General features: G+C 58.1%; 20 protein-coding genes. 13 read left to right on the forward strand and 7 right to left on the reverse strand.

Annotated features, from left to right (window positions below; all coding sequences use genetic code 11):
• Nucleotides 1-23 precede the first annotated feature (23 nt).
• The 4 genes from XX99_RS03665 to XX99_RS03680 form a co-directional block, all read right to left on the reverse strand.
• The gene (locus XX99_RS03665) at nt 24-1,184 is read right to left on the reverse strand and encodes a glycosyltransferase family 2 protein (protein ID WP_050057984.1); all 1,161 of its coding nucleotides are present in this window, start codon (nt 1,182-1,184) and stop codon (nt 24-26) included.
• A 217-nt stretch (nt 1,185-1,401) separates the two neighbouring features.
• On the reverse strand, nt 1,402-2,706 hold the full coding sequence (locus tag XX99_RS03670) for a WecB/TagA/CpsF family glycosyltransferase (RefSeq protein WP_082125212.1): 1,305 nt from the start codon (nt 2,704-2,706) through the stop codon (nt 1,402-1,404).
• Nucleotides 2,707-2,796: 90 nt separating this feature from the next.
• Entirely contained in the window at nt 2,797-3,336 is a 540-nt protein-coding gene (locus XX99_RS03675) for a UpxY family transcription antiterminator (RefSeq protein ID WP_050057986.1), read from the reverse strand.
• 140 nt (nt 3,337-3,476) lie between these two features.
• Nucleotides 3,477-3,740, reverse strand: coding sequence for a helix-turn-helix domain-containing protein (locus XX99_RS03680; RefSeq protein ID WP_269430950.1), 264 nt, complete (start codon nt 3,738-3,740; stop codon nt 3,477-3,479).
• A gap of 882 nt (nt 3,741-4,622) precedes the next feature.
• Here XX99_RS03680 and XX99_RS03685 point away from each other — a divergent pair.
• The 4 genes from XX99_RS03685 to XX99_RS03700 are packed head-to-tail and all read left to right on the forward strand — an operon-like array spanning nt 4,623 to nt 9,198.
• A complete protein-coding gene (locus tag XX99_RS03685) occupies nt 4,623-6,074 on the forward strand; it encodes a sigma-54 interaction domain-containing protein (protein WP_050057988.1) in 1,452 nt (483 codons plus the stop codon).
• 35 nt (nt 6,075-6,109) lie between these two features.
• Nucleotides 6,110-6,682, forward strand: coding sequence for a serine O-acetyltransferase (locus XX99_RS03690; protein ID WP_050057989.1), 573 nt, complete (start codon nt 6,110-6,112; stop codon nt 6,680-6,682).
• Nucleotides 6,683-6,710: 28 nt separating this feature from the next.
• Nucleotides 6,711-7,736 carry a glycosyltransferase gene (locus XX99_RS03695; RefSeq protein ID WP_197081819.1) on the forward strand — a complete coding sequence of 342 codons (1,026 nt, stop codon included), beginning with the start codon at nt 6,711-6,713 and terminating at the stop codon, nt 7,734-7,736.
• A gap of 25 nt (nt 7,737-7,761) precedes the next feature.
• Entirely contained in the window at nt 7,762-9,198 is a 1,437-nt protein-coding gene (locus tag XX99_RS03700) for an alpha/beta hydrolase family protein (RefSeq protein ID WP_050057991.1), read from the forward strand.
• A 59-nt stretch (nt 9,199-9,257) separates the two neighbouring features.
• Here the strand turns inward: XX99_RS03700 and XX99_RS03705 are convergent, their stop codons facing one another.
• Nucleotides 9,258-10,082 carry a 2OG-Fe(II) oxygenase gene (locus tag XX99_RS03705; RefSeq protein WP_050057992.1) on the reverse strand — a complete coding sequence of 275 codons (825 nt, stop codon included), beginning with the start codon at nt 10,080-10,082 and terminating at the stop codon, nt 9,258-9,260.
• A gap of 1,119 nt (nt 10,083-11,201) precedes the next feature.
• Here XX99_RS03705 and XX99_RS03710 point away from each other — a divergent pair.
• Nucleotides 11,202-12,719 (forward strand): sugar transferase, encoded by a 1,518-nt coding sequence (locus XX99_RS03710; RefSeq protein ID WP_050057993.1) that lies wholly within the window; start codon nt 11,202-11,204, stop codon nt 12,717-12,719.
• Between the two features lie 221 nt (nt 12,720-12,940).
• On the opposite strand, the gene XX99_RS03715 is transcribed toward XX99_RS03710, so the two are convergent.
• Entirely contained in the window at nt 12,941-14,455 is a 1,515-nt protein-coding gene (locus XX99_RS03715) for a hypothetical protein (RefSeq protein ID WP_156185775.1), read from the reverse strand.
• 148 nt (nt 14,456-14,603) lie between these two features.
• Between XX99_RS03715 and XX99_RS03720 the strand changes: the two genes are divergently transcribed.
• From XX99_RS03720 to XX99_RS03745, 6 genes are all read left to right on the forward strand, one after another.
• Entirely contained in the window at nt 14,604-15,158 is a 555-nt protein-coding gene (locus XX99_RS03720; RefSeq protein ID WP_050057995.1) for a hypothetical protein, read from the forward strand.
• Between the two features lie 196 nt (nt 15,159-15,354).
• The gene (locus tag XX99_RS03725) at nt 15,355-17,196 is read left to right on the forward strand and encodes an ABC transporter ATP-binding protein (protein WP_311732203.1); all 1,842 of its coding nucleotides are present in this window, start codon (nt 15,355-15,357) and stop codon (nt 17,194-17,196) included.
• A 213-nt stretch (nt 17,197-17,409) separates the two neighbouring features.
• The gene (locus XX99_RS03730) at nt 17,410-17,616 is read left to right on the forward strand and encodes an Os1348 family NHLP clan protein (RefSeq protein WP_184084524.1); all 207 of its coding nucleotides are present in this window, start codon (nt 17,410-17,412) and stop codon (nt 17,614-17,616) included.
• A 170-nt stretch (nt 17,617-17,786) separates the two neighbouring features.
• The gene (locus XX99_RS03735) at nt 17,787-18,539 is read left to right on the forward strand and encodes a class 1 isoprenoid biosynthesis enzyme (protein WP_050057997.1); all 753 of its coding nucleotides are present in this window, start codon (nt 17,787-17,789) and stop codon (nt 18,537-18,539) included.
• A 29-nt stretch (nt 18,540-18,568) separates the two neighbouring features.
• Nucleotides 18,569-20,005, forward strand: coding sequence for a DUF4135 domain-containing protein (locus XX99_RS03740; RefSeq protein WP_050057998.1), 1,437 nt, complete (start codon nt 18,569-18,571; stop codon nt 20,003-20,005).
• 108 nt (nt 20,006-20,113) lie between these two features.
• Nucleotides 20,114-22,378 carry a serine/threonine-protein kinase gene (locus XX99_RS03745; RefSeq protein WP_050057999.1) on the forward strand — a complete coding sequence of 755 codons (2,265 nt, stop codon included), beginning with the start codon at nt 20,114-20,116 and terminating at the stop codon, nt 22,376-22,378.
• On the opposite strand, the gene XX99_RS03750 is transcribed toward XX99_RS03745, so the two are convergent.
• Nucleotides 22,375-23,109 carry an HAD family hydrolase gene (locus XX99_RS03750; RefSeq protein ID WP_050058000.1) on the reverse strand — a complete coding sequence of 245 codons (735 nt, stop codon included), beginning with the start codon at nt 23,107-23,109 and terminating at the stop codon, nt 22,375-22,377. The genes XX99_RS03745 and XX99_RS03750 overlap by 4 nt on opposite strands.
• A gap of 181 nt (nt 23,110-23,290) precedes the next feature.
• On the opposite strand from XX99_RS03750, the gene XX99_RS03755 reads away from it, so the two are divergent.
• Together XX99_RS03755 and XX99_RS03760 are read left to right on the forward strand one after the other, a co-directional pair.
• Complete coding sequence (locus XX99_RS03755) at nt 23,291-24,229, forward strand: site-specific tyrosine recombinase (RefSeq protein ID WP_050058105.1); 939 nt, start codon at nt 23,291-23,293, stop codon at nt 24,227-24,229.
• Nucleotides 24,226-25,206, forward strand: a complete 981-nt coding sequence (locus XX99_RS03760) for a tyrosine-type recombinase/integrase (protein ID WP_050058001.1) — start codon at nt 24,226-24,228, stop codon at nt 25,204-25,206. Before XX99_RS03755 ends, XX99_RS03760 begins: the two co-directional genes overlap by 4 nt.
• Nucleotides 25,207-25,293: the final 87 nt, after the last annotated feature.

The raw sequence follows: 25,293 nt of genomic DNA on the forward strand, positions 1-25,293 counted from the left end.
GCCGGCGTCCCGAACTACTTGCGTCAGCGGCTGGTTCTGATCCATGCGGCCTCAGCTTGCGAGGCGCGCAGCAATTTAGGAACGAGCCGGAACTTCCAAAGAATGTAAAACGGGGACAATGCGAGCAACCGCAGCGTCCTGAAAAAATGCGGGCCGGCCCATGCCGCCAGCAGTACATGCGCAAACACAATGGCGAGCGAGAGCAGGCCATAGATGCGAACCGCGGGCAGGGGAATCAGGGAAACGGCAATGAGCGCCGATACTCCAAAGGCCAGCGGCAGGCCGGCCAGATCGAGCAGCGGTTCGATCAGAGAAAAGCGTCCGCGCAGGATCTGCTTCAGCAGAGGCAGGGCCCACATCTTGGCGACCCGAATCCGGCCGCCTTCCCAGCGGGAGCGCTGTGATACTTCGCCGGAGCGCGAAACCGGCAGCTCCGCAGAGACCACGGCGTCTTCGATGAACCTCACCCGCCTTTTGGCGAGCAGCAGATGGAGGTGATACTCGAGGTCCTCGACCACCGAAAAGGCTTCATAAGGAACCTCTCGGAGGGTCCGGGCCGATATGGCGAAGCCATTCCCAAGAATTCCCGCCGACAGTCCCAGGCGATCGCGGCCCAGAGGACGAATGAAGGTAAAACCGCGGAAGGCGAGCGAGGCCAGGCCGGAATTACCCTTGTCGGTCACGCTCTTCATCTCATACCGGCATTGGACGACATCCGAGCCCTCACCCAGAGCCTCCCGCACCATAGGGATAAAGTTCGCCGAGACCGTCGAGTCGGCATCGACGATCACGACCGCGTCCGCTCCTTCGTTCATGGCGGCAGCAAAGCCCATGCGCAGGGCATGGCCTTTTCCGCTGGCGCTGGGATCGGCGAAGACCAGGACTTCGGCTCCGGCGGTCTGGGCCGCGATTGCCGTGTTGTCGGAGCAGTTGTGGGCGATGACGAGAATTCTGGCCGTGTCGTTCGCCGAAGCGCGCAGGCTGGTGACGCAGCGAGCGATAAGCAGCTCTTCATTGTGCGCGGGCACAATTACGGTGAGGCGGCCGATGTGTTGAGTCTGTAGTCCGCGGGGTTTGCGGCGAGGCAGGAAAAGGGCGGAGGTAACGATCAACAGTTCGAGCACCAAAGGCAGAGTCGCTAGGACCAGCACAACAGCAAGACTGATATAGATTGCGTTGTTCATCGATGTGTATACCAACCCCGAGGTAGAAAACGAGCTGCATGAAACATGAATCGTCTTGGGCGAACTAGAAAGCCTACCAAACGCTATGGAGCGTTTTATTCTGGGATGCGTCGCCTTGGGGGGGATGGCAAAAGCCTAAAGTAACTTCAGTATAGAACTATTTAATTCAATACTGCTGAATTACGTTCGTTCCATGCCATAGCTGTGCCAAATTGCATCAGTTCATTGAACTCTGGTATGCGTATCCCGGGTTGGTCTCTGCCGCGTCGAACGGGGTCGAACTGTTCGCTGCTGTTACCTTTCGGCAAACATCCTGCAAAAGTTCAACCCGGACCTGCACCGGGCTATCGATGGGATGCTCTATCGAATGCGCAGCTAAGGAGTTATTGAGAATTCTCTGCTCGGCCCGGTCTGTCCGGTGGAGAGCATCCTGAACGCTGGTGGTGGTCATGAAAAGGCCTGCCAGCCGGGAGCCGTTGATGACTCGCATGATGTGCGGCGCCATCTCCGCCAGCCAGAATTGACCGCCTGTGTCCCGAATCTTTGCAGCCATGGCAATGAGCGCGCCCAGAGCGTCGGGCCCGATGTAGTGAGCCTGGGAGAGGTTAAGGATCAGGTTCATCTGGCAGTCGACTGCCTCTTTAGTCACGGAATTGAACTCATCCATGATGTTACCGGTGAGATCACCATAGATAGATACAACACAAGTGTTACCTGTCCGGTCGGCGAAGACCCCCGACTTGGTTTTGTTTCTCGGCTGCATGGCCATCACGATCAACTGCTGCGGCATATAACGTGCAAACCCCGCGGCGTCGCCCAAGTAGCGCTGCAACAGGCGCTTCGGCTCCTGAGCCAGGCGATAGAGCCACTCCAGACCGCTCGATTGCATCCACACCGGCGCGCGGTTTATCGCTCCGGCCACGAAGTCGATAGAGCCGCCCACCCCGATGCAAACCGGCACGTTGAGACGGTGGCGATGCATGGCCAGCCACTTTTCCTGTTTGGGATTTCCCATGGCCACCAGCAGGATGTCCGGCTGGGCCCGCTCGATGCGACGCAGGATGTCCTCATGATTCATGCGCTCGAGCGGAGCCAGCGGGGGCGAATAGCGGCCCGCGATGCGCACTCCCGGATAGCGCTCCTTCAAATTCTCCGCTGCCCGGGCCGAGTTCTTTTCGCTCGATCCCAGGATGAAAATGCTGTGTCCTTCCCGCGCCGAGAGTTCGGCGAGTCGAGGCACGAGATCGACTCCGCACACGCGCTGCTTCAATGCCGCTCCCAGCATCCGCGCGCCCCAAAGGATGGGCATGCCGTCGGGAATGACCAGATCGCAGGAGCATAAAATCTGCTGCAGCTCCGGATCGCGGATGGCGTGGATGAGGAAGTCGACGTTGGCGGTCGCGATCTGGTGGAAGCCGCGATCCCGGATCTTCTCGTCGATCAATGCGATGGTTTCGTCCATGGTGACGTTGTGGAACGGGACACCCAGGATTGCGACTCTGGACGGAGATGTTCTTGCCATTGAAATCAAACCCTTTTCTGGGGATAGAGGCGATTGGGTTTTACGAGTGGGGAATGGAGTAAAGCGTCCATCAATTCGTAAATATGGTCGTCAATTGACGGTGCAGGGGGCTTCGGCGGGGGAAGAGTTCAGCAGATCGATGTCATCCAGGTGTACTTCTACGGCGATGGCCTGGCAGACCGAGCTTATGTTGACCAGAATCTTGACCCGATTGGCGATGCGGATAACACGGCCCTGCACGCCTGCCAGCATGCCTCGCCGTACTTTGACCGGGGTGCCGATTTCGACACAGGGGTGCCGGTCGCATTCCGCACCGCTCTCGAGAGCAAGGCGCAGCGATTCGATCTCTCCCTCAGGGACCGGCTCGGGCCGTCCGTGGTTGCCGAGGAGCTTGACCACCCCGGCAGTCTCCAGAACGCGAACCCGATTCTGCAGGGAGGGTTCGAAGCGGGCAAAGAGATAGCCACCGAATGCTGGAACATCCAGAACCTTCTTACGGTCCTTCCACTGGTGAATCTCGCGCATGGTGGGGAGATAGCTCTCGAAGCCCTTGGCTTTGAGTTCTGTCGCGATGCGTTCTTCGTAGCGATACCGGGTTTGGAGCGCAAACCAAGAAGAGCTGATGTCCATAGGTATTCTCGTGTTAAATCAGTATTTGAATAGGCTTCGCCCATGTCAGTCCCAGGGGCTGATTCCAGATTTCGATACTGACGATGAAGAAAGAGAAGCATGAGGCAGAGCTGCAGGGAAACGGGGTTCGGGCGTCGAATCTATTTGTTCGGCGGCCAGGTCTGATGGTCGAATTCCGGGCTCTCTTCAGTCAGCAGGACCTTATGGAAGAGCCATTCGGGATCACAATGGAGGATTTCTGCGATCTGCGTGCGCAGATCTGGATTGGGCTCGCGGAAGCCGTTAACGATCTTGCTGAGGTGGGCCTCATCGATCCCAACCATCTTGGCAAGACGGTTCTGCCGGATGCCGCTCGTATACATGCGTAATTTCAAATTTGGGTATATGTCGCGATTAATTGGCACTTGATTACCCAATATCTCTCGTGGTAATAGCAGCAGATTCTCAGCCCGGGGGTGTCTGAGTTGCCTGCCATGATGCAAGTGTCGTGCCAAACTTTATTCCAGGGGCCGACGTCAACATTTTGTTGAAGTTGGCCGATGCCGAGCCGAAATCCGTCTCGCTATCCCGGCCCGTACTTGCAAATAATTGACAAAGATTCCCAAATTGGGGCGTTTGCGTTAGCCAATCTCAGCTGACATTTCCCACTGAGATCAGAACCCATGACGATCCCCTCCGCCGCTGGGTGAGGCCAATTCAACGGGCGGTCCATCGCATCGGGCAAGCGTTTTCTTGAAAACGCGTCACCGATGCCTCTTCGGCGTCGATCCCGCGGTTTCGATCGAGAGCGCGGAGCTTGCTTCGGTCATGACCTCTACTCAGGATGCGACCGGCAGCGACAAATAGACGGAATCTTCCAGGCCGCTCGCCAAGTAGGTTCTGCTCTAGTCTGCGAGCTACCCTCGACTCTTCGGTCCGAACTAGCGAATGCATCGTGAAGACGCGAGAAGGAAGGTCTTCGGAAGCGAAGTCCAAGCTTCTCCCACTTTGGTCATAACTCGATGAGGTGACCGCAAAATCTCTGGTAATGGAACGCCAAATTATTGTTGCTCCGGCCGCGAAACTTGAGTAGTGTTCGCTTATTGAAGGACGGATGAAAACGTTCCGTATTGCTTTTAGGAAGTGGTTGAAGCATTCAATACCGTGAGCCTGTAAAGAATTGAAGTAGGGTCATTTCTCAACTGCCCAAAAAATTGTTGACTGGTAAGATTGGGTTGTGCCACGGCGATGACCCCCTCATCCTGGGCCCTACCTGCCGATAATGGAGCGGAAGTCGCCAAATATCTATGTCTAGCACCATCGTTTTGGTCGCGGATCAACAAGAAGTCAACGCTCCGCTAAGCCGGCGCCTAGAGGACCAGGATCACAGCGTCTTCGTCGTAAAAGACATTCCCGAGGCCCTCCTCTACCTTCGCGATCCCGCGTGTACCGCTTCCGTGGTGGTTTTCCAGCAAGCCATGCGCCGTCAGCAGGACGCCATGACGCTGGCGGAGATATGCTCCTTCCGTCCTTACCTTCAGATCATCCTGTTAGCCGAAAAGGGAAAGAGCCCGCTGGGCGAAATCCCGGTCCCGCACGCGAATATTCGCATCCTGCAGCGGCCGGTCAATCCTCAGGATCTCTTCCAGGTAGTGCAGGACGCGGTTGGTGCAGTCGATGCGCTGCTCGACAAAAAGCAGAGCGCCATCGATCTGGATCTAACTTCGGAGAACAACGATAGCGGCTTGCCAATGTTCACTACCCCATTCCTGATGCGCGTGGGTATGGCGGACGTACCGGTTCTTTTGCATGGCGAAACCGGAGTGGGCAAGGAAGTGATGGCCCGCAAGCTTTGCGCCTATTCGCCGCGGGCGCAGAAGCCGTTTCTCAAGTTGAACTGCGCAGCGCTGCCCTCCGAACTTGTCGAGAGCGAGCTCTTCGGCTACGAGAAGGGCGCATTCACCGGCGCGGCTATCGACAAGCCGGGAAAATTCGAGATCGCACAGGGCGGCACGATTCTGCTCGACGAGATCGGCGACATGGATATTCGCCTGCAAGCCAAGCTGTTGCAGGTGCTGCAGGATGGTGAGGTTCAACCTCTGGGCAGCCGCAAGACGCTCAAGTTGAACGTGCGCGTGCTGGCGGCGACGCACCGCGATCTTCGCCGCGCTATCGAACTGGGCACCTTCCGGGAAGACCTTTACTACAGGCTGAACGTGGTGAGCATCGTAATTCCGCCGCTGCGCGAGCGCCGGGATGAGATTATCCCGCTGGCTGAAAAGCTGCTGCGCCGTCACCTGCGCGCGGGAATACCGGAACCCTTGCTGACCGAGTCTTTCAAGAACCTCATGCTGCAATACGACTGGCCGGGCAATGTGCGCGAGCTGGAAAACCTGATGCGCCGGTTACTCGTATACCAGAATGAGTCAATGATTACCGGAGATTTGGAACTGGCAATCGCACAATCGAAGTCCAGATCGCGTCCTGCTCTTTCGCAATCGGGTGAAGCTTCTGAAGCTGTCCAGAGCGTTGCTACGCCGCAGCCGACCGCGTCCCAGATTTCTTCGATGGATCATCTGGCCGAAGTTTCGCGACAGGCCGAGGCCAAGCTGCTTCTGGATGCGCTCGAAGCTACCCACTGGAATCGTCGGCAGGCCGCCGCCCGCCTCAATCTCGACTACAAGGCGTTTCTCTACAAGCTGCAGAAGCTCGGCATCGTGGAAAAGAGGGAGAAGGCTGAGGTGCCGCAGACCGCCTGAAGGCGGCTCGCGGCAATTTGGCCGGGAGGGTCCTCTTGTTCGATCATCTTCGCGAAGACTGGCGTACCTACGACCGGCAGTTGTCGCGGCAAGGCCTGTGGGTGATGGCCGTTTACCGCTTCGGCCGCTGGCGATATAACATCCGCCAGCGCTGGCTGCGCCTACCCTTCTCGTTCCTCTATAAATTCCTGCAAAAGGCGATGGAGATCCTCACCGGGATCGAGTTGCCTTGCGAAGTGACCCTGGGGCGACGCTTCCGCATCGACCACTTCGGCGGCATCGTGATCAGCGGTGACGCCACCTTCGGCGACGATTGCATCATTCGCAATGGCGTTACGGTTGGCCTGCGCTACACCGGTCAGCGCGGGGCGCCGATCATTGGCAACCGGGTCGACATCGGGGCAGGGGCCAAGATTCTGGGCACCATCCACATCGGCGACGACGTGGCGATCGGAGCAAATGCCGTGGTGCTTCAGGATGTCCCGGCCAATTGCGTGGCGGTGGGAATTCCGGCGCGCATCCTGTCGCGCAAGAACCGCGAAGTCGAGCCCTCCGACGAAGCGCAGATTGCAAAGAACGCGGGACCGGCCAGCGAGGTGCTGGTTTGAAGCGTATCCTGCCGCTTGCCGATGGAACATGGCAATGACTCTCCCTCCGCTTTCTGTCGTCGTAATCGGCCGCAATGAAGGGCAGCGCCTGGTCCGCTGTCTTGAATCAATCGCGGCGATTCGCAGCGCCCATCCAGAGCTCGAAGTCATCTACGTGGATTCGGCTTCGTCCGACGGCAGCCGCGAGACTGCGACCCGGCTTGGTGCGAAAACTATCGCGCTCGAAGCTTCGCATCCAACTGCTGCTTTGGGACGCAACGCGGGATGGAAGCAGGCCAGCGCCGAATACGTTCTCTTTCTCGACGGAGATACCATCCTTCACCCGGATTTTCCAGAACGGGCGTTCGAATCACTGCTGGCCGATCCCGCGATCGCCGCCGTCTGGGGACATCGCCGCGAGATTCATCCCGAAGCTTCGCTCTACAACCGCATCCTCGACCTGGATTGGATCTACCCGCCGGGGCCTGCAGAATTCTGCGGTGGCGATGTGCTCATGCGGCGCTCCGCGCTGGAAGCTGCGGGTGGTTACGATGGAACCCTCATTGCCGGTGAGGAGCCGGAGCTGTGCCGGCGCATGCGCGCCCTCGGCTATCAGATTCTGCACATCGACGCACCCATGACCGGGCACGATCTCGAGATGCGGCGCTTCCGGCAGTACTGGAAGCGTGCTCTGCGCGCGGGCTTTGCGTATGCCCAGGTCTCCAGCCGTTTTCGCGGAACCGGCGATCCCTTCTGGCAATCTGACCGGATCGCCAACCTGCGTCGCGGCGGCTTTTGGGCGCTGTCGTTTCTGGCCACGCTGGTCTTATCGGCGGTGTTGCGTTCCGTGCTGCCGGCAGCTGCATGGATCGCGCTGCTGCTCGTTCTTTCGCTGCGCTCGGCGTGGAAGGCGCGATGGAAATCGGCAAGCGCGGTCACATTGCTGCTCTATGGATTGCATTCGCAGCTGCAGCAGGTGCCGATCTGCATCGGACAGCTGAGCTATGATCTTGATCCGCGAAAGGGCCGTCAGAAAAAGCTGATCGAATACAAAGGCGCCTCTTCTCTTCCGTGATGCAGTATTCTCGTTGCTTAGACGCATGAGAGCCTTTGAAATCCTTCTTTGCGGTCTGATTGCTGCCGGATCTGTGCTGCTGCTGGGCGGGGTGTCCATCCCGCCTGCCGCGCTTACAACTCTTCTCGTGCTGCTCAGCGTTTTCGCGATAGTCCACTTGATCTACGAGGGCATGCACTGGCAGCTCATCCCGCTTTATATCGCAGGGGGTGTTCTCGTCTTGTCCTGCTTCCTGTTGCTTCGTGAGGTATCGATCCCTCCGTTAGCCTTGCGCTTGGGCGGAGGCTTGTCGCTTCTACTGGCCCTCGCGGCGATTCCGCTCTCCTGGCTGCTGCCCATGTTCCGGCTGCTCAAACCGACCGGACCTCACGCCGTGGGCACGCGCATCCTTCATATGATCGACTCGCGTCGCGACGCCGAGGGTGGTCACCGGCCCGACAACTGGCGCGAGCTGATGGTACAGGTTTGGTATCCGGCCGAGCCGGCCAGGGCACGCCGCGAAGTCTATCGCCGACGCCGGGAGACGACCTGGAAATCTTCCTACCAATCCGTGCTCCGCACTCAGTCGCTGCGCAATGCGCCGGTTTCGAATGCAGGCGCGCCTTATCCGCTGCTCATCTTCAATCCGGCCTGGACCGGCCAGCGCACCCAGAGCACCTTCCTGATGCAGGAGTTGGCCAGCCACGGTTTCGTCGTGGCCAGCATCGACCACACCTATTACAGCGGGCTGGTGGCCTTTCCCGATGGCCGGGTCCTCGACGGACACATGGCCCCCGCGCTGGGAGACTTCACTCACCTCAGCATCGAGGAGGGAATCGAGCTGGCGGATCAGTTTGTCCTCATCCTGGCGGAAGATGTTTCGTTCGTGCTCGACGAGATGACCGTGCTGAACGAGAGCCCGGAGAGCGATTGGCGCGGGAAGCTGGATCTCTCACGGGTGGGAGTCCTCGGGCACTCCATCGGTGGTGCAGCCGCGGCCGAAGCCGGCCGGCTCGACCCACGCATTCATGCGGCTCTCAACCTCGATGGATGGACCTTCGGACAGGTTCTGCGTCAGGGACTGACTAAGCCCTGGATGGTGGTCTACGGCAAAGGAGTCGAAGTCGAGCCGCGAGACTTGGCCGCACAGTCTGAGGGGATTCAGCGGTACTGGCAGATGAATCGCGAAAACTATGCCATCGTGGAAGCCGCTCTGCAAAGGGATGGCGGCTACCTAGTAACCATTCAAGGAGCGAGCCACTGGAACTTCAGCGACCGGGCGCTCTATTCACCCCTGCGAAAGCAGACCCAGGCGGGGACCATTCAGCCGGAGCGGGCGCACAGAATCATCGGTGATCTGACGCGAGCCTTCTTTCGGGAGCAATTGAAGGGTGAGACGGGAATGGTCGCTACGGTGGCGCGGAAGTATCCCGAGGCGAACGTGCCGGTTTCACCTTCCGGCATCATGCAAGAGCGCGTTTAAAAGCAAACCCCAGGAAACAAGAGATCGGGCACTGAGCCATGCGCAGTGCCCGGATTCGATTATTTGCGCAGGCTCTTGTAGGCGTCGACGATAAACGGCGGGGTGACGGCGGTCAGAAAGCCCTTAACGCCATGCGATTTCCCGTTTGCCTCCGCGGCTGCGGGTGCATCGGGGCGCTGGCGGAAGTTGGTGGTATGGGAGTCGCTTATTTCTTCCTCGGGCCGGCCGTTGGAATAGTAGTAGGTGGCAATCGACTTGCGCGAGCGGTCAGGCGGACAGGAGAGCGGCGTGGGATGGCCGTGGTACGAGTAATCCGTGGTGCTGAAGATCGCGCAACGGTTGAAGAGCGGGAGAATCTTCCGCTCTGCCTTGGTCATGTCGTGATTCCATAGCTCGAAGTGGCCGCCGTACTCCTCGCGCCATTCCTTGTTGAGGTACACCAGCACGTTGATACGGCGATCCAGCTGAAGCTGCTCGTGCCAGTTAAAGTCGGAGTGGACTTCGAGGTGTCCACCGGGCTTGATCTGGTGGAGTCCTCCACCCACGAAGTAGGGATCGGGAATGACGCCCTTGATGCCGGTGAGAACCTCGAGGAACTGGACCATCGGCCGGCTATTGAGGAAGTAGAGCACGTCGCGAATCGAGGTGGGAAGCTTCTCGGCTACGTCGAAAGCAAGCTTCTTCTCGTTCTGGTTGCTGAATTCCTGCCAGTTGAGCTGCCGGGGCTCGGGAAAATCGCGTAATGCCGCCTCGGCCGCTTCCAAGGGAAGAAAATCGTCGAAGTAGATGTGCGGAAACGGCTTGTTTGCTGCGTATTCCGGAGCCTTGTCACGAGCCAGAGCTTCTAGTCTTGCCAAGAAATCATCGCTGTACAACACACTCATTCCATCTTCTCCTCGTGACTTCGTCCCGGTCAGCAGAATAATCCTGATTTTGGTCGAAGTTTAGCATGGGGATAGTTCGGGCAAAATACCACCTACGAGCGATCGAAGAATGACGGCAGTTGCAACGTAGTCCCCAGGAAGTTCGGTCCCGGCGATGTTCTTAAGGGTGGCGAAGTGGCGAATTTTCCATCAGCCTGCGCAGGGGATGAAATCAGAGTGCTTCTGGAAATGATCCGTTTGGGAGTTCAGGGAAGAGCCGTCAAAGGCAAATCGTAGAGGGAGGCGCTGCTTGTGGCGATCTCCTTTGTCGGGTATGGGGCCGGACGATCGCTCGGTGGGATAGAAAATACATCCGCTGGGAAGTACGGCTAGAGTGACGGAGGCCCAAAATGGTAATAGGAAAGTAACCTACGTGCGGAATTGGCGGCTCCATACCTCGCCGGAAGTGTAAAATCCTCGAAGAACGGCGTAAGCGGTATTTGTATCAATGACAGTGACAAATGCTCTGCGGGTTACCAAAAAAAATCTCCTTTATTACCAAAGGGGAATGGTATCTTGCAGGAACTGCCCGCTATTCTCCGTAGAAGAAAGATTAACGCGATAGGCAAAACACAAAGACAGAGTCGGTTCGGTAGTTCATAGTCCACAGTTCGAAGAGTTTTCGCCAAAGGTCGCATCGTATTTTTTGACCCACTTGCTGGTTCCTCGGATCTGCGTTTTACATGGGCTGCGCTTGAATTTTTAACTTTGCTTTCGAAAGTAAGAACAATTCAGGCGTACGATCATCTGCCTGCTTCAAATTTGAGTCCTTTCTATGGACTCATAATGGCGAAGCCCTGTTCAGATCAATGCGGTTTCCGTGGAATGATGTTCAGCTTCTGACCATCTCCTTGCAAAAGTGAGTTCACGGATGACAGCTGGCCACACCGCTCCTTCTCATCTACGCGAAGACCTCTTCCCTACATTCATCAATGCGAGCCCTGTCGTTTTCTCGCACAGTTTTCACTTTCGTCGTTGCTCAAGCTCTCTTTCAAGTGTGCTAACTGCGTCCCGCCCTTCGCAGCCCGCGGGGAACTGAGCACGGCCTATTGGCCGCTGAGCGTTAAGGAGTCTGCTTCCATGGCAACAGTCAGCCTCGGTAATCTCTCAAGACAAAAATCGTTTTCAGGAAAAGCCGGAAATTTCGGCGCAGTAGCTACGAGCACTTCCGTTCGGGCCTCGCTCACGACACTCCTGATGATGTTCTCGGATGTCTTTGGCGTACTTTTCGCCCTGGTCCTTGCCTTGAACATCGGCCTGGAGAGAGTTCTCGGGACGGGAAGCAGCGATCTCTGGCGGGTAGTGGGTCCCAAGACGCCGCTCTCCTGGGAGCTCGGCTATCTGGCGTGCTTTGTCGTTGCTCTACTCCTGGTCAACTATCACCAGGGACTGTATGGACACACGCTGGGCTATAGTGCTCTCTACGAACAGCGCCGAACTGTCCAATCCGGGCTCATCGCCGGCTTGCTGCTGTGCGGGGCCTTGTATTCCACCCACAACACCGCCATGTCGCGGGCAGTGGTGTTTTACTTCATCGCCCTGAGCACGGCCTTTACCTGCATCACCCGCGGAGTATGGCGCTTTCTGATGTTCCGCCGTTATGAACGGGGCGTTGATGCGAGCAATGTGGTCATTCTCGGGGCGACCGGCATCGGGATGGCCTTGCACCGGCAGATTGTCGGCAATCGCCATCTAGGCCGGGTCTTCAAGGGCTTTGTACACTCGTCGGGCAATAGCGCGAACTCGAAAACCAGCGCCGAGCTCAGTCTGGGTACGCTCGATCAGCTTCGCTACCTGGCCCGCCAGCACTTCATCGACGAGATCATCATCGCCGAGCCTTGCAGCATGGACGTGACCCGGGACCTGATCGACCTGGCTCGCGAGCTGAAGCTCGAGATCCTGGTAATCCCCGGCTTCTATGACGGCATTACGCCCGAGGCTCCCATTGAGTATGTGGGAGATTTCCCGGTCGTGGCCATTCACCGCCGCGACGAGAAGGTGGCCGCTCTCTTTCTGAAGAGAGTCAGCGATGTTGTTCTGTCCTGTGCCGCGCTTTTCGTCTCGTTGCCGGTCTTGCTGACGGTTGCTGTGGCGATCAAGTTGGATTCGCCGGGCCCCGTCCTCTATCTCTCGGAGCGCATCGGCAAAAAGGGGCGTGTCTTCCGGTGCTTCAAATTCCGCACCATGGTGGCTGACGCCGAGAAGAGAAAACAGGCGCTGGTCGGACAAAATGAGCGCACCGGCATTCTCTTCAAGATGAAGAACGATCCGCGAATCACGCGCGTGGGTGCCTGGTTGCGGAAATACAGCCTGGATGAAATCCCGCAGTTTCTCAATGTTCTGCGTGGAGATATGAGCCTGGTTGGTCCTCGGCCGCCCCTCGCCACCGAAGTGGAGAAATACGAACTGGAGCACTTTCGCAGATTGGAAGTGCTGCCCGGCCTGACCGGCTTATGGCAGGTGCGCGCCCGGCAGGATCCCTCTTTCGAGAGGTACGTGGCGCTGGATCTAGCATACGTCGAAAACTGGAGCTTGTGGCTCGATCTCAAAATCCTGGTTCACACGGCCGAGGTCGTTTTCCGGGGAACCGGCTGCTAGTTCCGGACTGCAATTCACGAAACGCCACCTTACATATGTGCGCCTTCGGCTTCGATGCGAAAGTATCGGGGCCGTTTTGCTTGTGGCCGCTTCGTTATCGCATCCTGACGTCCGATTGGTTGTGACCTGCATCGCGATGGGTCCTGAGGCCCGGGGCTGAAACCCTTATTTCGCTCCGAGTTTATTCCCCTCACTAAAGTTCGGGGCTCCCTCCGAAAGCTTCAGTCGTGGAGTTTGGGGCGCTTTCCGACGGGAAGGGCGGCTTCGACGATGCCGCCTTCGAGATGTTCGACAGGGTAGTTCTCTGGTTCGAAGCTAGGCCAGTCTAATTCGTGCGCAGCCGGTGCGAGCTCTTCGAGAAGCTCAGGCCCGATATCGACGGTCACGCTGACCTCGGCCGCAGCCGATTTCCAGGTGCTCATGCCTCCCATGACCAGGAGAAGAGGCAGGATCATGGAACTATTGAGCAGGTTGTCTACGGCGGTGATCAGAATGGCCGCCGCCAGCGCGTGACGCAAGTTCAGGTACTCGATATCGGACTTGGTAAGCGGAAACCAGATCGCGCGAATCACTGGAACCACCTGAAGAGCCTCCAGCGCCACCAATCCTAGAATTCCGTACATCCCGAAGCCCAGCAGCCACAATCCCCATGGCCGCAGCGTGCCTCTCCGCCACCAATCCCACTCGCCATATCCCAGGATCGGCCGATCGAGCGCGATGCTCACGTGACGCTCGTCCTGTCCCAGACGCCATCCCAGCGAGCCCCGTCCAATCTCTTTCAGGAAAGCCGCGGTCGCGTGCGCCGCAGGATTATGCTGTACCAGGCTGCGGAGCGATACCACGTTGGTCAGGCGTAGTCCCGCGAAGAAAATGATACCCACCACGATGAAGATGGCAATGGCGCGCGGGAAAGTGCGGTGGCTGACGAAGACGAAGGGCAGCAGGATAAAGAGCAGCAGAATGCTGCCTGCTGACTGACACAAAAAGGTCGTCACAAGTAAAGTGATGGCAACGATGGCAATGGGAATACCGCACACCCGGTCGATGATGCGTTTGGCCCAGAACCAGGTCGCCACCAGAGCCGCGGTAGCCATCCATATACCCAATTGATTGCCATTCTCGAGCAATCCAATGGGGCGGTATCCGATATATCTTTGCGCGCCGACCCAGCGGTAGGGCAGATATCCATAGATGTGCGCGTAAAGCTGCGGTCCCTTCCAGATTTCAAACAGGCAGATAGGGACGTAGAAGAGGCCGGCGATGACAAACGCCTGGGCCACAAAGCGAAGCGATCCGGAATCGCAGAAGTAAAGGCGCCCAATAAAGTAGGGAACTCCCCAGGCCAGCAGCTGATAGGTCTCGGCGCGGAACATTTCGCCGAGAGGCAGGGCGTTGGCAATTCCGGAAAGTACGGGTGCCATACACCAGAGCAGCATTGGCATGTCCCAGAGCGTGAGCTGGAAGCGGCGGATCGCATGGCGGTCGAACAGAAAGAAACCGAGCAGACCGCAGAAACCGATGACAGTGGCTTTGGTGATGAAATAATCCGTCGCTATCCCGGTGCCCAGAATCCAGTAGGGCAACGGATCGGAGGTCGGAGTGTAATGAGCGGCCGGCAGTACCGCCCATCCTCCGATGAAGATCAGGACAAAGGCTGTTCGCAGAGAATAACGGGAGCAGAAGAACAGGCTGACCGGAATCCAGAGCAGCAGCGCCAATAAGGGTGGAACAGTCATGGATCGGTCCTATTCAGCGCTAGTTCCGGAATTCCCACGGTCAAACAACGAATCATCGCTGGCACAAGTGGCTTGCACCGGCAAAATGCCGCTCCGATGGGGGATTCAGGATGCGGTGTAGTAGGAAATCCGATCTAATTTAACCAGAATGACCGCTATAACGCTATTCCCCATTTGGTGGTCGCTCACCCGAACCACAGGTATCACCGCCTATTTTGTGACTGGCCTGTGCTGCGTGTTGGTCTGGCTGCGAAACCGATCCTCTCGTCAGCGGCATGCTATCTCCGGGCTGGCGATCCGGCTGGCTCTGATCGAATTCCTTTTTTGCGCCGACATGATTTTAGAATGGCGTCTGGCGCTGCACACCTTCTTTGTCAATCTGTTCATGGAATACAATCTGTACAACCAAAGACACTCCATGCAGCTTGGCCTGCTCTTTGCTCTCGGCTGTTTGCTGCTCTTCATGCTTCTCAGTGTCTATCGCCGATTCCAGCGGCGGACAGGCGCTTTTCTAGCAGTAAGCGGGGTCTTGTTGTCTGCAACTTTATGGTTAATGGAAATCATTTCCATCCACGAGGTGGACGCTAGTCTGTATCATCTGGTCGATGGCGTGATGGTTATTGCGCTCTTGTGGGTCCTGGCTTGTTCGCTGACTTTGGCAGGGATCGGCCTGGAGGCGCGGCTCGCTGCACGTCAAGATTGAATCTGTCGATAAGTTTGAAGAAGTGAGAAGTTAGGCGACTTTTCGGATCCGCGGGCCTTCATGGTTTTAGCGCCGTTGATCTAGATCGTGACTTTCGGAGTTTTGGGGCTTCGCGACGATGGGACAAAGTGCAAGTGCTACAGCTACTGCCTCGCCCGATCAAGAGGAGGAAGTAAAGAAGGAACCGAAGGTCGAAGTGCGTAAGGCGCTCCCGGGTGTTTGGGCCATGCTGCGTCCGAAGCGTGGATTGCTCCTGGCCGGACTGATATTGATCGTCATCAACCGCATCGCCGGATTCGCACTCCCTCTCTCTACCAAGGCGCTGATCGACTACGTGATCGGCAAACACATGAGCCATCTGCTTCTGCCCATTGTGGGAGGGTTGCTGCTGGCGACGTTAATCCAGGCTCTTACCGCCTTCGCGTTGTCGCAGCTTCTCTCCAAGGCGGCGTGGCGGCTTATTACTGACCTCCGCATCCAGGTGCAGGAGCACATCGGGCGCCTGCCCATCGCATACTACGACGCCAACCGCACCGGTGTGCTGGTCTCCCGGATCATGTCCGACGTAGAGGGCCTGCGCAACCTGGTGGGCACGGGCCTGGTGGAGTTCCTGGGTGGCGTTCTTACCGCGGCGCTCACTTTTGTCGTTCTGCTGTGGATCAACATCAAGCTGACATTGATGGTGTTCGGCATCCTGGCCGTCTTCATCGCAGCAATGAAGTGGTGGTTCGGAACTCTGGGCCCATTGTTCAAGAGGCGCGCGGTGATCTTTGCCGACGTCACCGGCCGGCTCACGGAATCGATGGGAGGCGTTCGTGTAGTCAAGTCCTATCGCGCTGAAGCCCGCGAATCTGCAGTGTTTGCAAAGGGCGCGAGGCAGCTGCTCGATAACCATCTGCGCGGCATCACCAATAACTCGCTGATGGGAATGTCCTCGACCGTGGTCATTGGGATAGTCGCCTCCATCGTCATGTTCTTTGGGGCGCGCGGCATTCTCGCCGGCAGCATGACGCTGGGGAGCTACATTACCTACACCGTCTTTCTGGCGTTCATGGTCGCTCCCCTCTTTCAGGTGGTATCAATTGCGACGCAGCTGACCGAGGCTATTGCCGGTCTGTCCCGCACCCGGGAAGTACTTGCTGAAAAAGATGAGGACAGCGATCCTCGCCGCACCGGCCGCTTTGGAAGTACGCTCGCCGGTGAGGTGATCCTTCAGGATCTGCGATTCTCTTATCAGGCTGGCAAACCGGTGCTGCACGGCATTTCCTTCGTCTCGAAGCCGGGGAGCGTGACCGCTCTGGTCGGGCCGTCAGGTTCGGGCAAGTCAACCATCATCAACCTGATCAATGCATTTCACACACCGGACAGCGGAGTGATCACGGTGGACGGAGTCGACCTCACAACCGTGGAACTGGGAAGCTATCGTTGTTTTCTGGGCGTGGTGCTGCAGGAGTCGTTTCTCTTCGACGGCACCATCCGCGATAACATCTCGTTCTCGCGTCCCGATGCGACGTATGAAGAGATCCTCGAGGCCGCGCGTATTGCCCGCGTCGACGAGTTCGCCGAGCGCCTTCCCGAAGGCTCCGACACCATCATCGGCGAGCGCGGGGTGAAACTTTCTGGCGGACAGCGCCAGCGCGTATCGATTGCACGCGCCATCCTCGCCGACCCGCGAATCCTCATTCTGGATGAAGCGACCTCGAGTTTGGATTCCGAGTCCGAGGCTTTGATTCAGGAAGGGCTCGCTTACCTGATGCGCGGACGAACCACCTTTGTCATCGCTCACCGTCTCTCTACAATCCGCCAGGCCGATCAGATTCTCTTTCTCGAAGACGGCTTGATCCGCGAGCAGGGAACACACGAACAGCTGATTGCATCTCGAGGACGCTACTACGATCTCTACACCCGGCAATATTCACTGGAGAGCAATCTCTTTCTTGCTCCCGGTGAAGGAGACCAGATCGTGACCGAAGAGGATGGCTTCAATGGTCGTCCGGACCTCCCCAGCTTCTCTCAGGCACTTCGCGGCATTCGCTAATCTCAAGTGTTCCGCTAGTTTCGGGTACAAGCAGAACTACTTAAATAAGCGATGTATGTCTGAAGAAGATACATGCGACAACTCCTGAGCCGAGTGGTTCAAATCGCATAGTTTGGATCGCGTAGTAATCACGATGATTCCATTCAGGATGTTTGTTTGACCCACTGAAGGGCTGTTGTTATGTTCACTGACAAGGGAAAGGGAAACGCTGGAATGCAAAAATTCGATATTCTTTATCAGAAGGTACTTTCTGATCCTCACTTTCGCCAGGAACTCGTCCTCCGCCCAGAACAAGCCTTAAAATCGATTGGAATCGATCCAACGCCCGAGGTATTGCAATTACTGAAGAACATCGAGACGGCGGTAACCGCGCTGGAAGAGGATCTGCAGGGACCAGCACAAACGGTAATGCTGACCTAGGCGGCTACGTCTGGGACTCGGATTTTTTCACTACAGCTCAACACGCTGCCCGCACTGTCGCAGCTGACATCGGCAAAACAAATTCAACACTGGCGGGCGAGACACTCAAGTGGATCGCCCGTCGTTGCGATGTAGCTCATCTGGAAAAATACATCGCCCATCCTGAGGCGATGCCGCTGCTGGCTCTGCCGTGGTGGTTGGAAAAGAGTATTCGCGGCGAAGTTGACGCGGAATTTCAATCCAGCCTGATGGTTTCGAGCGTGCACGGATACTTCTTCATCCGCATGCTCGATGATCTGATGGACGGGCACGAGGTTGAGCCGGCCAGTCTTCCTGCCTTGCATCTCTTCAGCTTCCGCTTTCAGTCTTCCTACTTTCGCTTTTTTCCTGTGAGCGATTCCTTCTGGAGGCACTTCGAGCAGAACCTTGCGTTGACGGCCGAGTCAGTTTCAACCGACCACACGCTGAAAGAAATCTCCTCCGAAGACTTCCTCGAAATCACTTCGCGCAAATCGTCTGCCGCGCTGATCCCGATGGCGGCAGTGTGTTGCCGCTACGGCCGCGAGGACCTGCTGCCGGCCTGGGAGCAGTTTCTATCGCTCTTTGCCCGGTGGCACCAGATGCGCGACGATGTCCTGGATTGGAGCGAGGACTACGAAGGCAGCCACGCCACATGGATTCTCTGCGAAGCGCACCGCAGGAAAGCGCCAGAGGAAACCGTTGCAATATGGATGGGACGGACTGGCCTCCATTGGGCGGCGGGTGTGATGGATAGCTGGATGGCACAGATCAAAGCTTCCGCTGCCGACCTCGACAGCCCGGAGCTGGTGCGCTATCTCGATGCGCGTGAGGCGGCTTTTTCGCGGCAGATGAGGGCGAATCTACGTCTCGCCGCTCTTTGTGAATCGCTGTTGAAGCTTTAATACGCAGCAATTCATTTAAGCTTTTCAAAATGCGCGCCAATGCACAGCTCTCTCTTCTCGCCGAACGAATTTTTCCCAGTTCGTCGCTCTCCAATCTGATTTCGTCCCAGCTCCTCGAAGATCGCGTGCGTAATGCGGTGAGGCGCGTACGAGATAGCAGCGGACGAGAGCAGTTGAGTGATGAGGCATGGCATCAGGCGGGTGAGTCGCTATCGACTACGCTTGCGTGGCTGCAGATCTTTCGGGTCTCGGATGATCGCTTGCGGGGCTACGTCGACTCCTGGGTTCAGGCGCAATGCGAGATGCTGCATCGGCTCACTGCCGATCGTGCGGAGATCGAGAGGCGCTTCGGACTGAATGCCGAGCGGATTGCTTCGCTGGGTCTCGACCTCTCTGACCGGCATAGCGGTGGACGCACGGTGGCATCCTTCACCTTTGATTCAGGACTGAAGCTCGTCTATAAGCCGCGTCCTCTGGGCATCGAAGCATGGTTTGCAGAATTGCAGCGTACGCTGAATACGCTGGGTGCTCCGCTGCCCTTCCGCGGGCTCGAAGTAGTCTCGCGGGATAGTTATGGCTGGACAGAGTTCGCAGTTCATCGCCATTGTCAGGATGAGGCCCAGCTACAGCGTTTCTACCGTAAGGCCGGAGCGCTGCTTTGCCTGTTGCACGTTCTGCGCGCAACGGACTGCCATTTCGAAAACCTCATTGCATGCGGAGAAGACCCGCTCTTTGTGGATGCGGAGACGCTCTTTCAGCCTGCGATCACGGCTAACGAGGGCATCTCAGTTTTGCGCACCGGGATGCTGCCGCGGCTTGCTCCCATGCTTCCGTTGGCTGGTTCTCCGGCGGCCGCCGACATGGGGGCGTTGAGCTGTGTTTCCGTCCAGACGATTCCAATTCCGCTCCCCGCTTTGAATGGATCTCCCGCCCGAACGGAGATGGTCCTGATGGAGCCGGAGGCAAATCTGCCATTTCCTCCTGAGCAGGAACGGAACCCGCAGGTCTACGTCGAAGAGATGATCGACGAATTTCGCCAGACCTGGCTGTTTCTCGCCGAGCATAAGGATTCGGTAATGGAAGCACTCGAAGGTGCTCGCCTGCAGCGTATTCGATACGTCTTCCGGGATACCTTGAGCTACTACCAGGCGATGGTTGCGGCTCTGTCACTCGGCAATCTCGATGGCGTCGTCCTGCCGCGCCTGCCTTCATCGAAGACCGCCTTTGCGGCGTTGGAAGCCGCGGAACTCTCGGCTTTGCGGGAGTTCGACATCCCTCGCTTTACGCTTTGCGCTGCAGAATCCGGATTGCACGGCATTGGCGAATGTTTTGCTCGAACAGGATTCGAGTTAGTCCGCGATGCGGTGAAAAACCTTACCGCAGAGGCTATGGATGCGCAGATCGCGGTGATTCGCCTGTCGTGGGGGCTGTACGGCGCGGCCAAGCGGGTTGTAGTTCAAGCCTAGATTGCGGCAAAATCTTCCCCCGGCCCCGAACTCTTCCTAGAGACTCTCCGAAAAGTTAAGCGCCTCGTTTACGTGCCGACCGCAAATCCGCCTTAGAATAGTGGGACCATGATTGGCCAAACCATCGCACATTACCAGATTCAGGAGCTCCTGGCAGAAGGGGCGATGGGCGTGGTGTACAAGGCTCGGGATCTGAACCTGGAACGGTTCGTGGCTATCAAGTTTCTCAAGCCGCAGCGGTCTGCAGACGATGCAGCGATGGGCCGCTTCATCCACGAGGCGAAGGCAGCTTCCTCACTCGACCATCCCAATGTATGCACCATCTACGAAATCGAGAAGGACGCCGATGGGCGGTTCTTCATCGTCATGGCCTACTACGAGGGCGAGACACTTCGCCGCAAGCTTGGCCATGGCCCCTTGCTGATCGAGGACGCTCTCCGGCACACGGTCGATATTGCGCAGGGCCTCGCAAAGGCCCATCGTCACGGGTTGATCCACCGCGATATCAAGCCGGAGAATGTGATCGTCACCACGGAAGGCGTGGTTAAGATTCTGGATTTCGGCCTGGTAAAGCTCAGCCGCGATCCCGCTCGGAGCAAACGTGAAGCGGTGGTGGGCACGGTGGGCTATATGTCGCCGGAGCAGATCGAAGGGCGGGCGGATCATCGCAGCGATCTGTGGTCGCTCGGGGTGGTCTTCTACGAGATGGTCACCGGACGGCGTCCCTTTGTGGGAACGCCATCGCAGGTGATCGAAGCCATCGCGCACGGAGATATTCCCCGCGCTTCGGAACTGCGCCACGACATATCGGACGAAATTGAGCAGGTGATCATCCGCTGCCTGGCCCGCAATCCCGTCGAACGCTATCAGCGAGCGGAGGAGCTGCTTGCCCACCTTCATGCTTTGCGCCATGGAGTAGGTTCGCCCACTTCGATTCAGGTACCGGGCGTCAGCCCTGCTCCTATGGCTATCGCAGTGCTGCCTTTCACCAATGTAGGCGGAGGTGAAGAGGCGGAGTACTTTAGCGACGGTCTCACTGACGAGCTGATTCATCTGCTCTCTCAGCTCAAAGGGCTGCGCGTCGTGTCGCACACCTCGGCCTTCGAGTTCAAAGGCAAGTCACAGGACGTGCGAACCATTGCCGAACGGCTGAACGTAAATACCGTTCTCGAAGGCAGTGTGCGCCAATCGGGTCACAAACTTCGCGTCATGGTGCAGTTGACCGATGCCGTCCACGGCTATCATCTCTGGTCGCAGAAATACGATCACGAAATGAAAGATGTCTTCGCCATCCAGGAGGATATTGCCGTTTCGGTGGCCGGCATGTTCGAGAAGAAGTTGAAGGCTGAGGTTGCGCCGCTACGCCCGCGCTACACCGGCAACGTCGACGCTCACGGGCTCTATCTCAAGGGACGATACTACTGGGGGCTGCGGATCCCGGAAGCTTCACGCAAAGGGATGCAGTGCTTCGAGCAGGCCATCGCGGTAGATCCTATGTGCGCGCCTGCGTACGCCGGGCTGGCCGACTGCTTCGTCAGCCTGGGTTTCTGGGGCGTGATGCCTCCCAGCGAAGCATGGGCTCGCGGCCGTGAGCTGGCTCTCAAGGCGCGGGAGATCGATCCCTACTTGGCCGAGGCGGAGATTGTGTTAGCCAAGTGCTTCCTGTTCAACAACTCGGATTGGCGTCAGTCGGAAGAGCTGGTGCTGCACGCCATCGAACTCGACCCGGTATTTTCAGGGAGCCATTTCTTCTATTCCATCCTGCTGCTGCAGTCGGGTCGGCATGAGTCTGCGCTGCTTGAGCTGAGGACGGCGCGGCAGCTCGATCCGCTCTCCTCGAGCATCTGCACAGGCATTGCCTGGGCCCATTACTATGCCGGGAATTACGAACTGGCGATCGAGCAGTGCGGCAAGGTCTTCGATCTCGCTGCGGATTACGTCGAGGGCCTCGCCTGCATGGGGCTGGTCGCGATCCGGCAAGGAGAGTTCGAGACCGCGCTCTCGTGGCTGGAACGCGGCGTTGCGAGCTCCGGAAACAGTCCTCTGGGAATGGGTTTTCTAGGCTATGCCTATGCGCTGGCTGGACGCCCAGCGGATGCCAGAGTGATCCTGATGCAGTTCAAGGATGTGGCCAAGCAGCGATATGTTTCGACCATTGCTCCGGCGTTGATTCACATCGGGCTCGGCGAAGAACAAGAAGCGTTGGAGTGGCTCGACAAGGCCTACCAGGGAAGGGATGCCTTCCTGGCCTACGCCAAGATCTTTCCGCCCTTCGATCCCCTGCGAGAGACACCGAAATTTCAGGAGCTGCTCGGCAAGCTGGCGCTGGCCAGCAGCGAAGAACAGCTCACCAGCGAAGTCCTGGCACTTTAGAGCTTGCTGTCGGTAAGAACGGACTCTGGATAGAAGACGGTCCAGTTACGTTGCGCCGCTATTTCAGCCAAGGCAGCGGTGGGATTCACCGGAAAGGCCCGCTGGGCGATAGCCAGCATTGCCGCGTCATGCACGGAGTTGCCGAAGACCGCGTCCGGACGGGTTACGCCGGCCTGCTTCAACGCCGTGGCTTTGGCCTCGTCAGTGGGAACGGCAACCAGGTCGCTGGTGATGCGGCCGTCATCCACACGGACACGCGCTGACAACACGCGCGAGGCAGGAATATTGAAGCGCCGGACGCCTTCCTCGATCACCCAAGTGTTGGTCGAGCTGACGGCCCAGATCTGGACCCCGCTCTCATGCAGCCGGGCGACCAGCGAGCGTAATTCAGGAAAAATATGCGATTCGATGTGCAGGCGGAAATATTCCGCGGCGGCGTGGCGCAGCTCGCTCTCCTGCAGTCCCGCATAAATCTGCACCATCTCGCCGCACATCTCGGCTTCGGAGATCTCGCTGGCGAGGTACTGGCGATAACGCGAGTCGATCCAGTCGCTGGCATTGCGGGAGACCAGCCCGGTCTCGATGGACCAGATCATGAAGCCGTATCCTGCGTCGCCGCCCCACAGCGTACCGTCGCAGTCAAAGACCGCGATCGACGGCGAGAGGGAAAGAACGGAGTTTTCGAACTCCGGCAGGGTGTAGCGCGCGGGGGCGGCGTGGACGGTCGTCAAGGCTCAAGCTCCTGAATACTATTGTGCGCGATACGATGCAGTTTTGCATAACAGAGAGATGAAGCGTGAATTTTTGGTCTGAGGCGGCCTGTGCAGACGGCAGCTGATGAAGTTGGTTCCTGCTGAGGCCACGCTGGTTAGAGTACGCATTGCGGGCCTGACGGTGGCAGATAATGGACTTATGGCTCGAAGCGACGATGCCGCGTTCGGGGCGGGCAATCTTGAACTGATACGCGAGTATCTGGCCTACCTGCGCGTCGAAAAGGGATTGCGTCCGCTAACCTGCGAGGCCTACCAGCGCGATCTTCTGCAATTCGCCGAATATCAGGAGAACTCAAACGCCTCACTGGCGAAGGCCACTCGCGAGCATGTCTCCGGATTTCTCGAGCATCTAGGAAAGCATGGCGTGGAATCGCGTTCGATGGCCCGGAAGCTCTCCTGCCTGCGCGGATTTTTCCGCTGGCTGCTGCTCGACAAACGCATCGACCGCGATCCCACGGTAACGCTCGATTCTCCCTCCAGCTGGAAAGTGCTGCCGAAGTCGTTGGCGCAGTCGGAAGTGACGGAGATGCTGGATCGCGCCGGCAGGGCCGCGGATCATCCCGAGGCGGATGCCATCTCGCTGCGGGACCGGGCCATCCTCGAACTGCTTTATGCCGGTGGACTGCGGGTTTCTGAATTGACCGGCCTGAATGTGGTCGATCTTTCGCTCGCGGCCGGGCGGGTGCAGGTGCGCGGCAAGGGCGATAAGGAACGTATCGTTCCGCTGGGCCGGCCCGCAGTCGAGGCGATTGAAAAATATCTGTCGTTGGGCCGGCCGGAACTCCAGAAGAGTAAGCGCGACGCGGGGAAGTTGTTCCTCTCCGTGCGCGGTGAGCCGCTTACCCGGCAGTGGATATGGCAGCTGGTGCGTGCCGCCGGCAGCCATACCAGCCCGCACATGCTGCGGCATAGCTGCGCCACCCACATGGTCGAAGGCGGCGCGGACTTGCGTACGGTCCAGACCCTGCTGGGCCATGCAGATATTGCGACTACGCAGGTTTACACCCATCTGGCTCTGAATCGGCTGAAGACGGTACATCGAATGCATCATCCCCGGGCGACTCGAGAGAGCAAATGAGTACAACCCCGCCTATCGCGGAACTGGTCGACCTGTATCTGTCGTCTGTCGCTTATGAAAAGGGCTCCTCGGCGCATACGCTTCGCGCGTACGAACGCGAGCTGAGGAATTTCTCCATCTTTCTGACGAAGACGCTGGGGCAAGACATCAATCCGGCGCTGATCGAACACCAGAAGATCCGGAGTTATCTGAGCGAGCTCTACGGCAGGGGATTGTCAAAGGCCTCTGTGGCGCGGGCGCTGGCAGCGATTCGTTCGTGGTTCAAATGGATGGCGCGGCAAGGATATGTCAAGCAGAATCCGGCGGCTCTGGTGGCGACGCCCAAGCTGCCCAAGCATCTGCCGCGCGTGCCCACCATCGAAGAGATGAACCGGGTGGTGGATTCGGTCGGGGAAGATGGCGGGGATGAAACGGCAGCGTGGCCGGAGCGTGACCGCGTGATCTTCGAGTTGCTGTATGGCTGCGGCATTCGCAACGCCGAGCTGGTGGGGCTGAACCTGCGCGACCTGCACTGGGCGAACGATGCGATTCTGGTGCGCGGCAAGGGGCGCAAAGAGCGCTATGTTCCCATGGGCGATGCCGCGGCGGTTGCTCTACGTGCCTATCTTCCGGCCAGGGAAGCGAAACTGGCGCTGCGCGAGGCGAAGATATCAGCCGCGCAAAAGCGCAGCGGAGCCCGTATTGATCAAGATGCGCTGCTGCTCAACGCGCGCCTGCGAGGATCGGGAAGATTGACCACTCGCAGCGTGGGGCGCATTGTGAAGCAGATTGCCCTGGCGCATGGACTGCCGGCAGATGTGCATCCCCACACCCTGCGTCATGCCTTCGGCACGCACATGCTGGAGGAGGGAGCGGATCTGCGCGCCATTCAGGAACTGCTGGGGCACGAGCGGTTGTCGACGACGCAGCGCTACACGCAGCTCACGGTAGGGCAGGTAGCGGAGGTGTACGACCGCACACATCCGAGGGCAAAGTGATGAGACGAAGGAATGGAGCACAGTAAGGCGCGGATATGGTGGCGGCTGCGATTGTACGAAATGGCTCGGGGTGCGTGGCCATTGGAA

Source organism: Silvibacterium bohemicum (assembly GCF_001006305.1).
Classification (GTDB): domain Bacteria; phylum Acidobacteriota; class Terriglobia; order Terriglobales; family Acidobacteriaceae; genus Silvibacterium; species Silvibacterium bohemicum.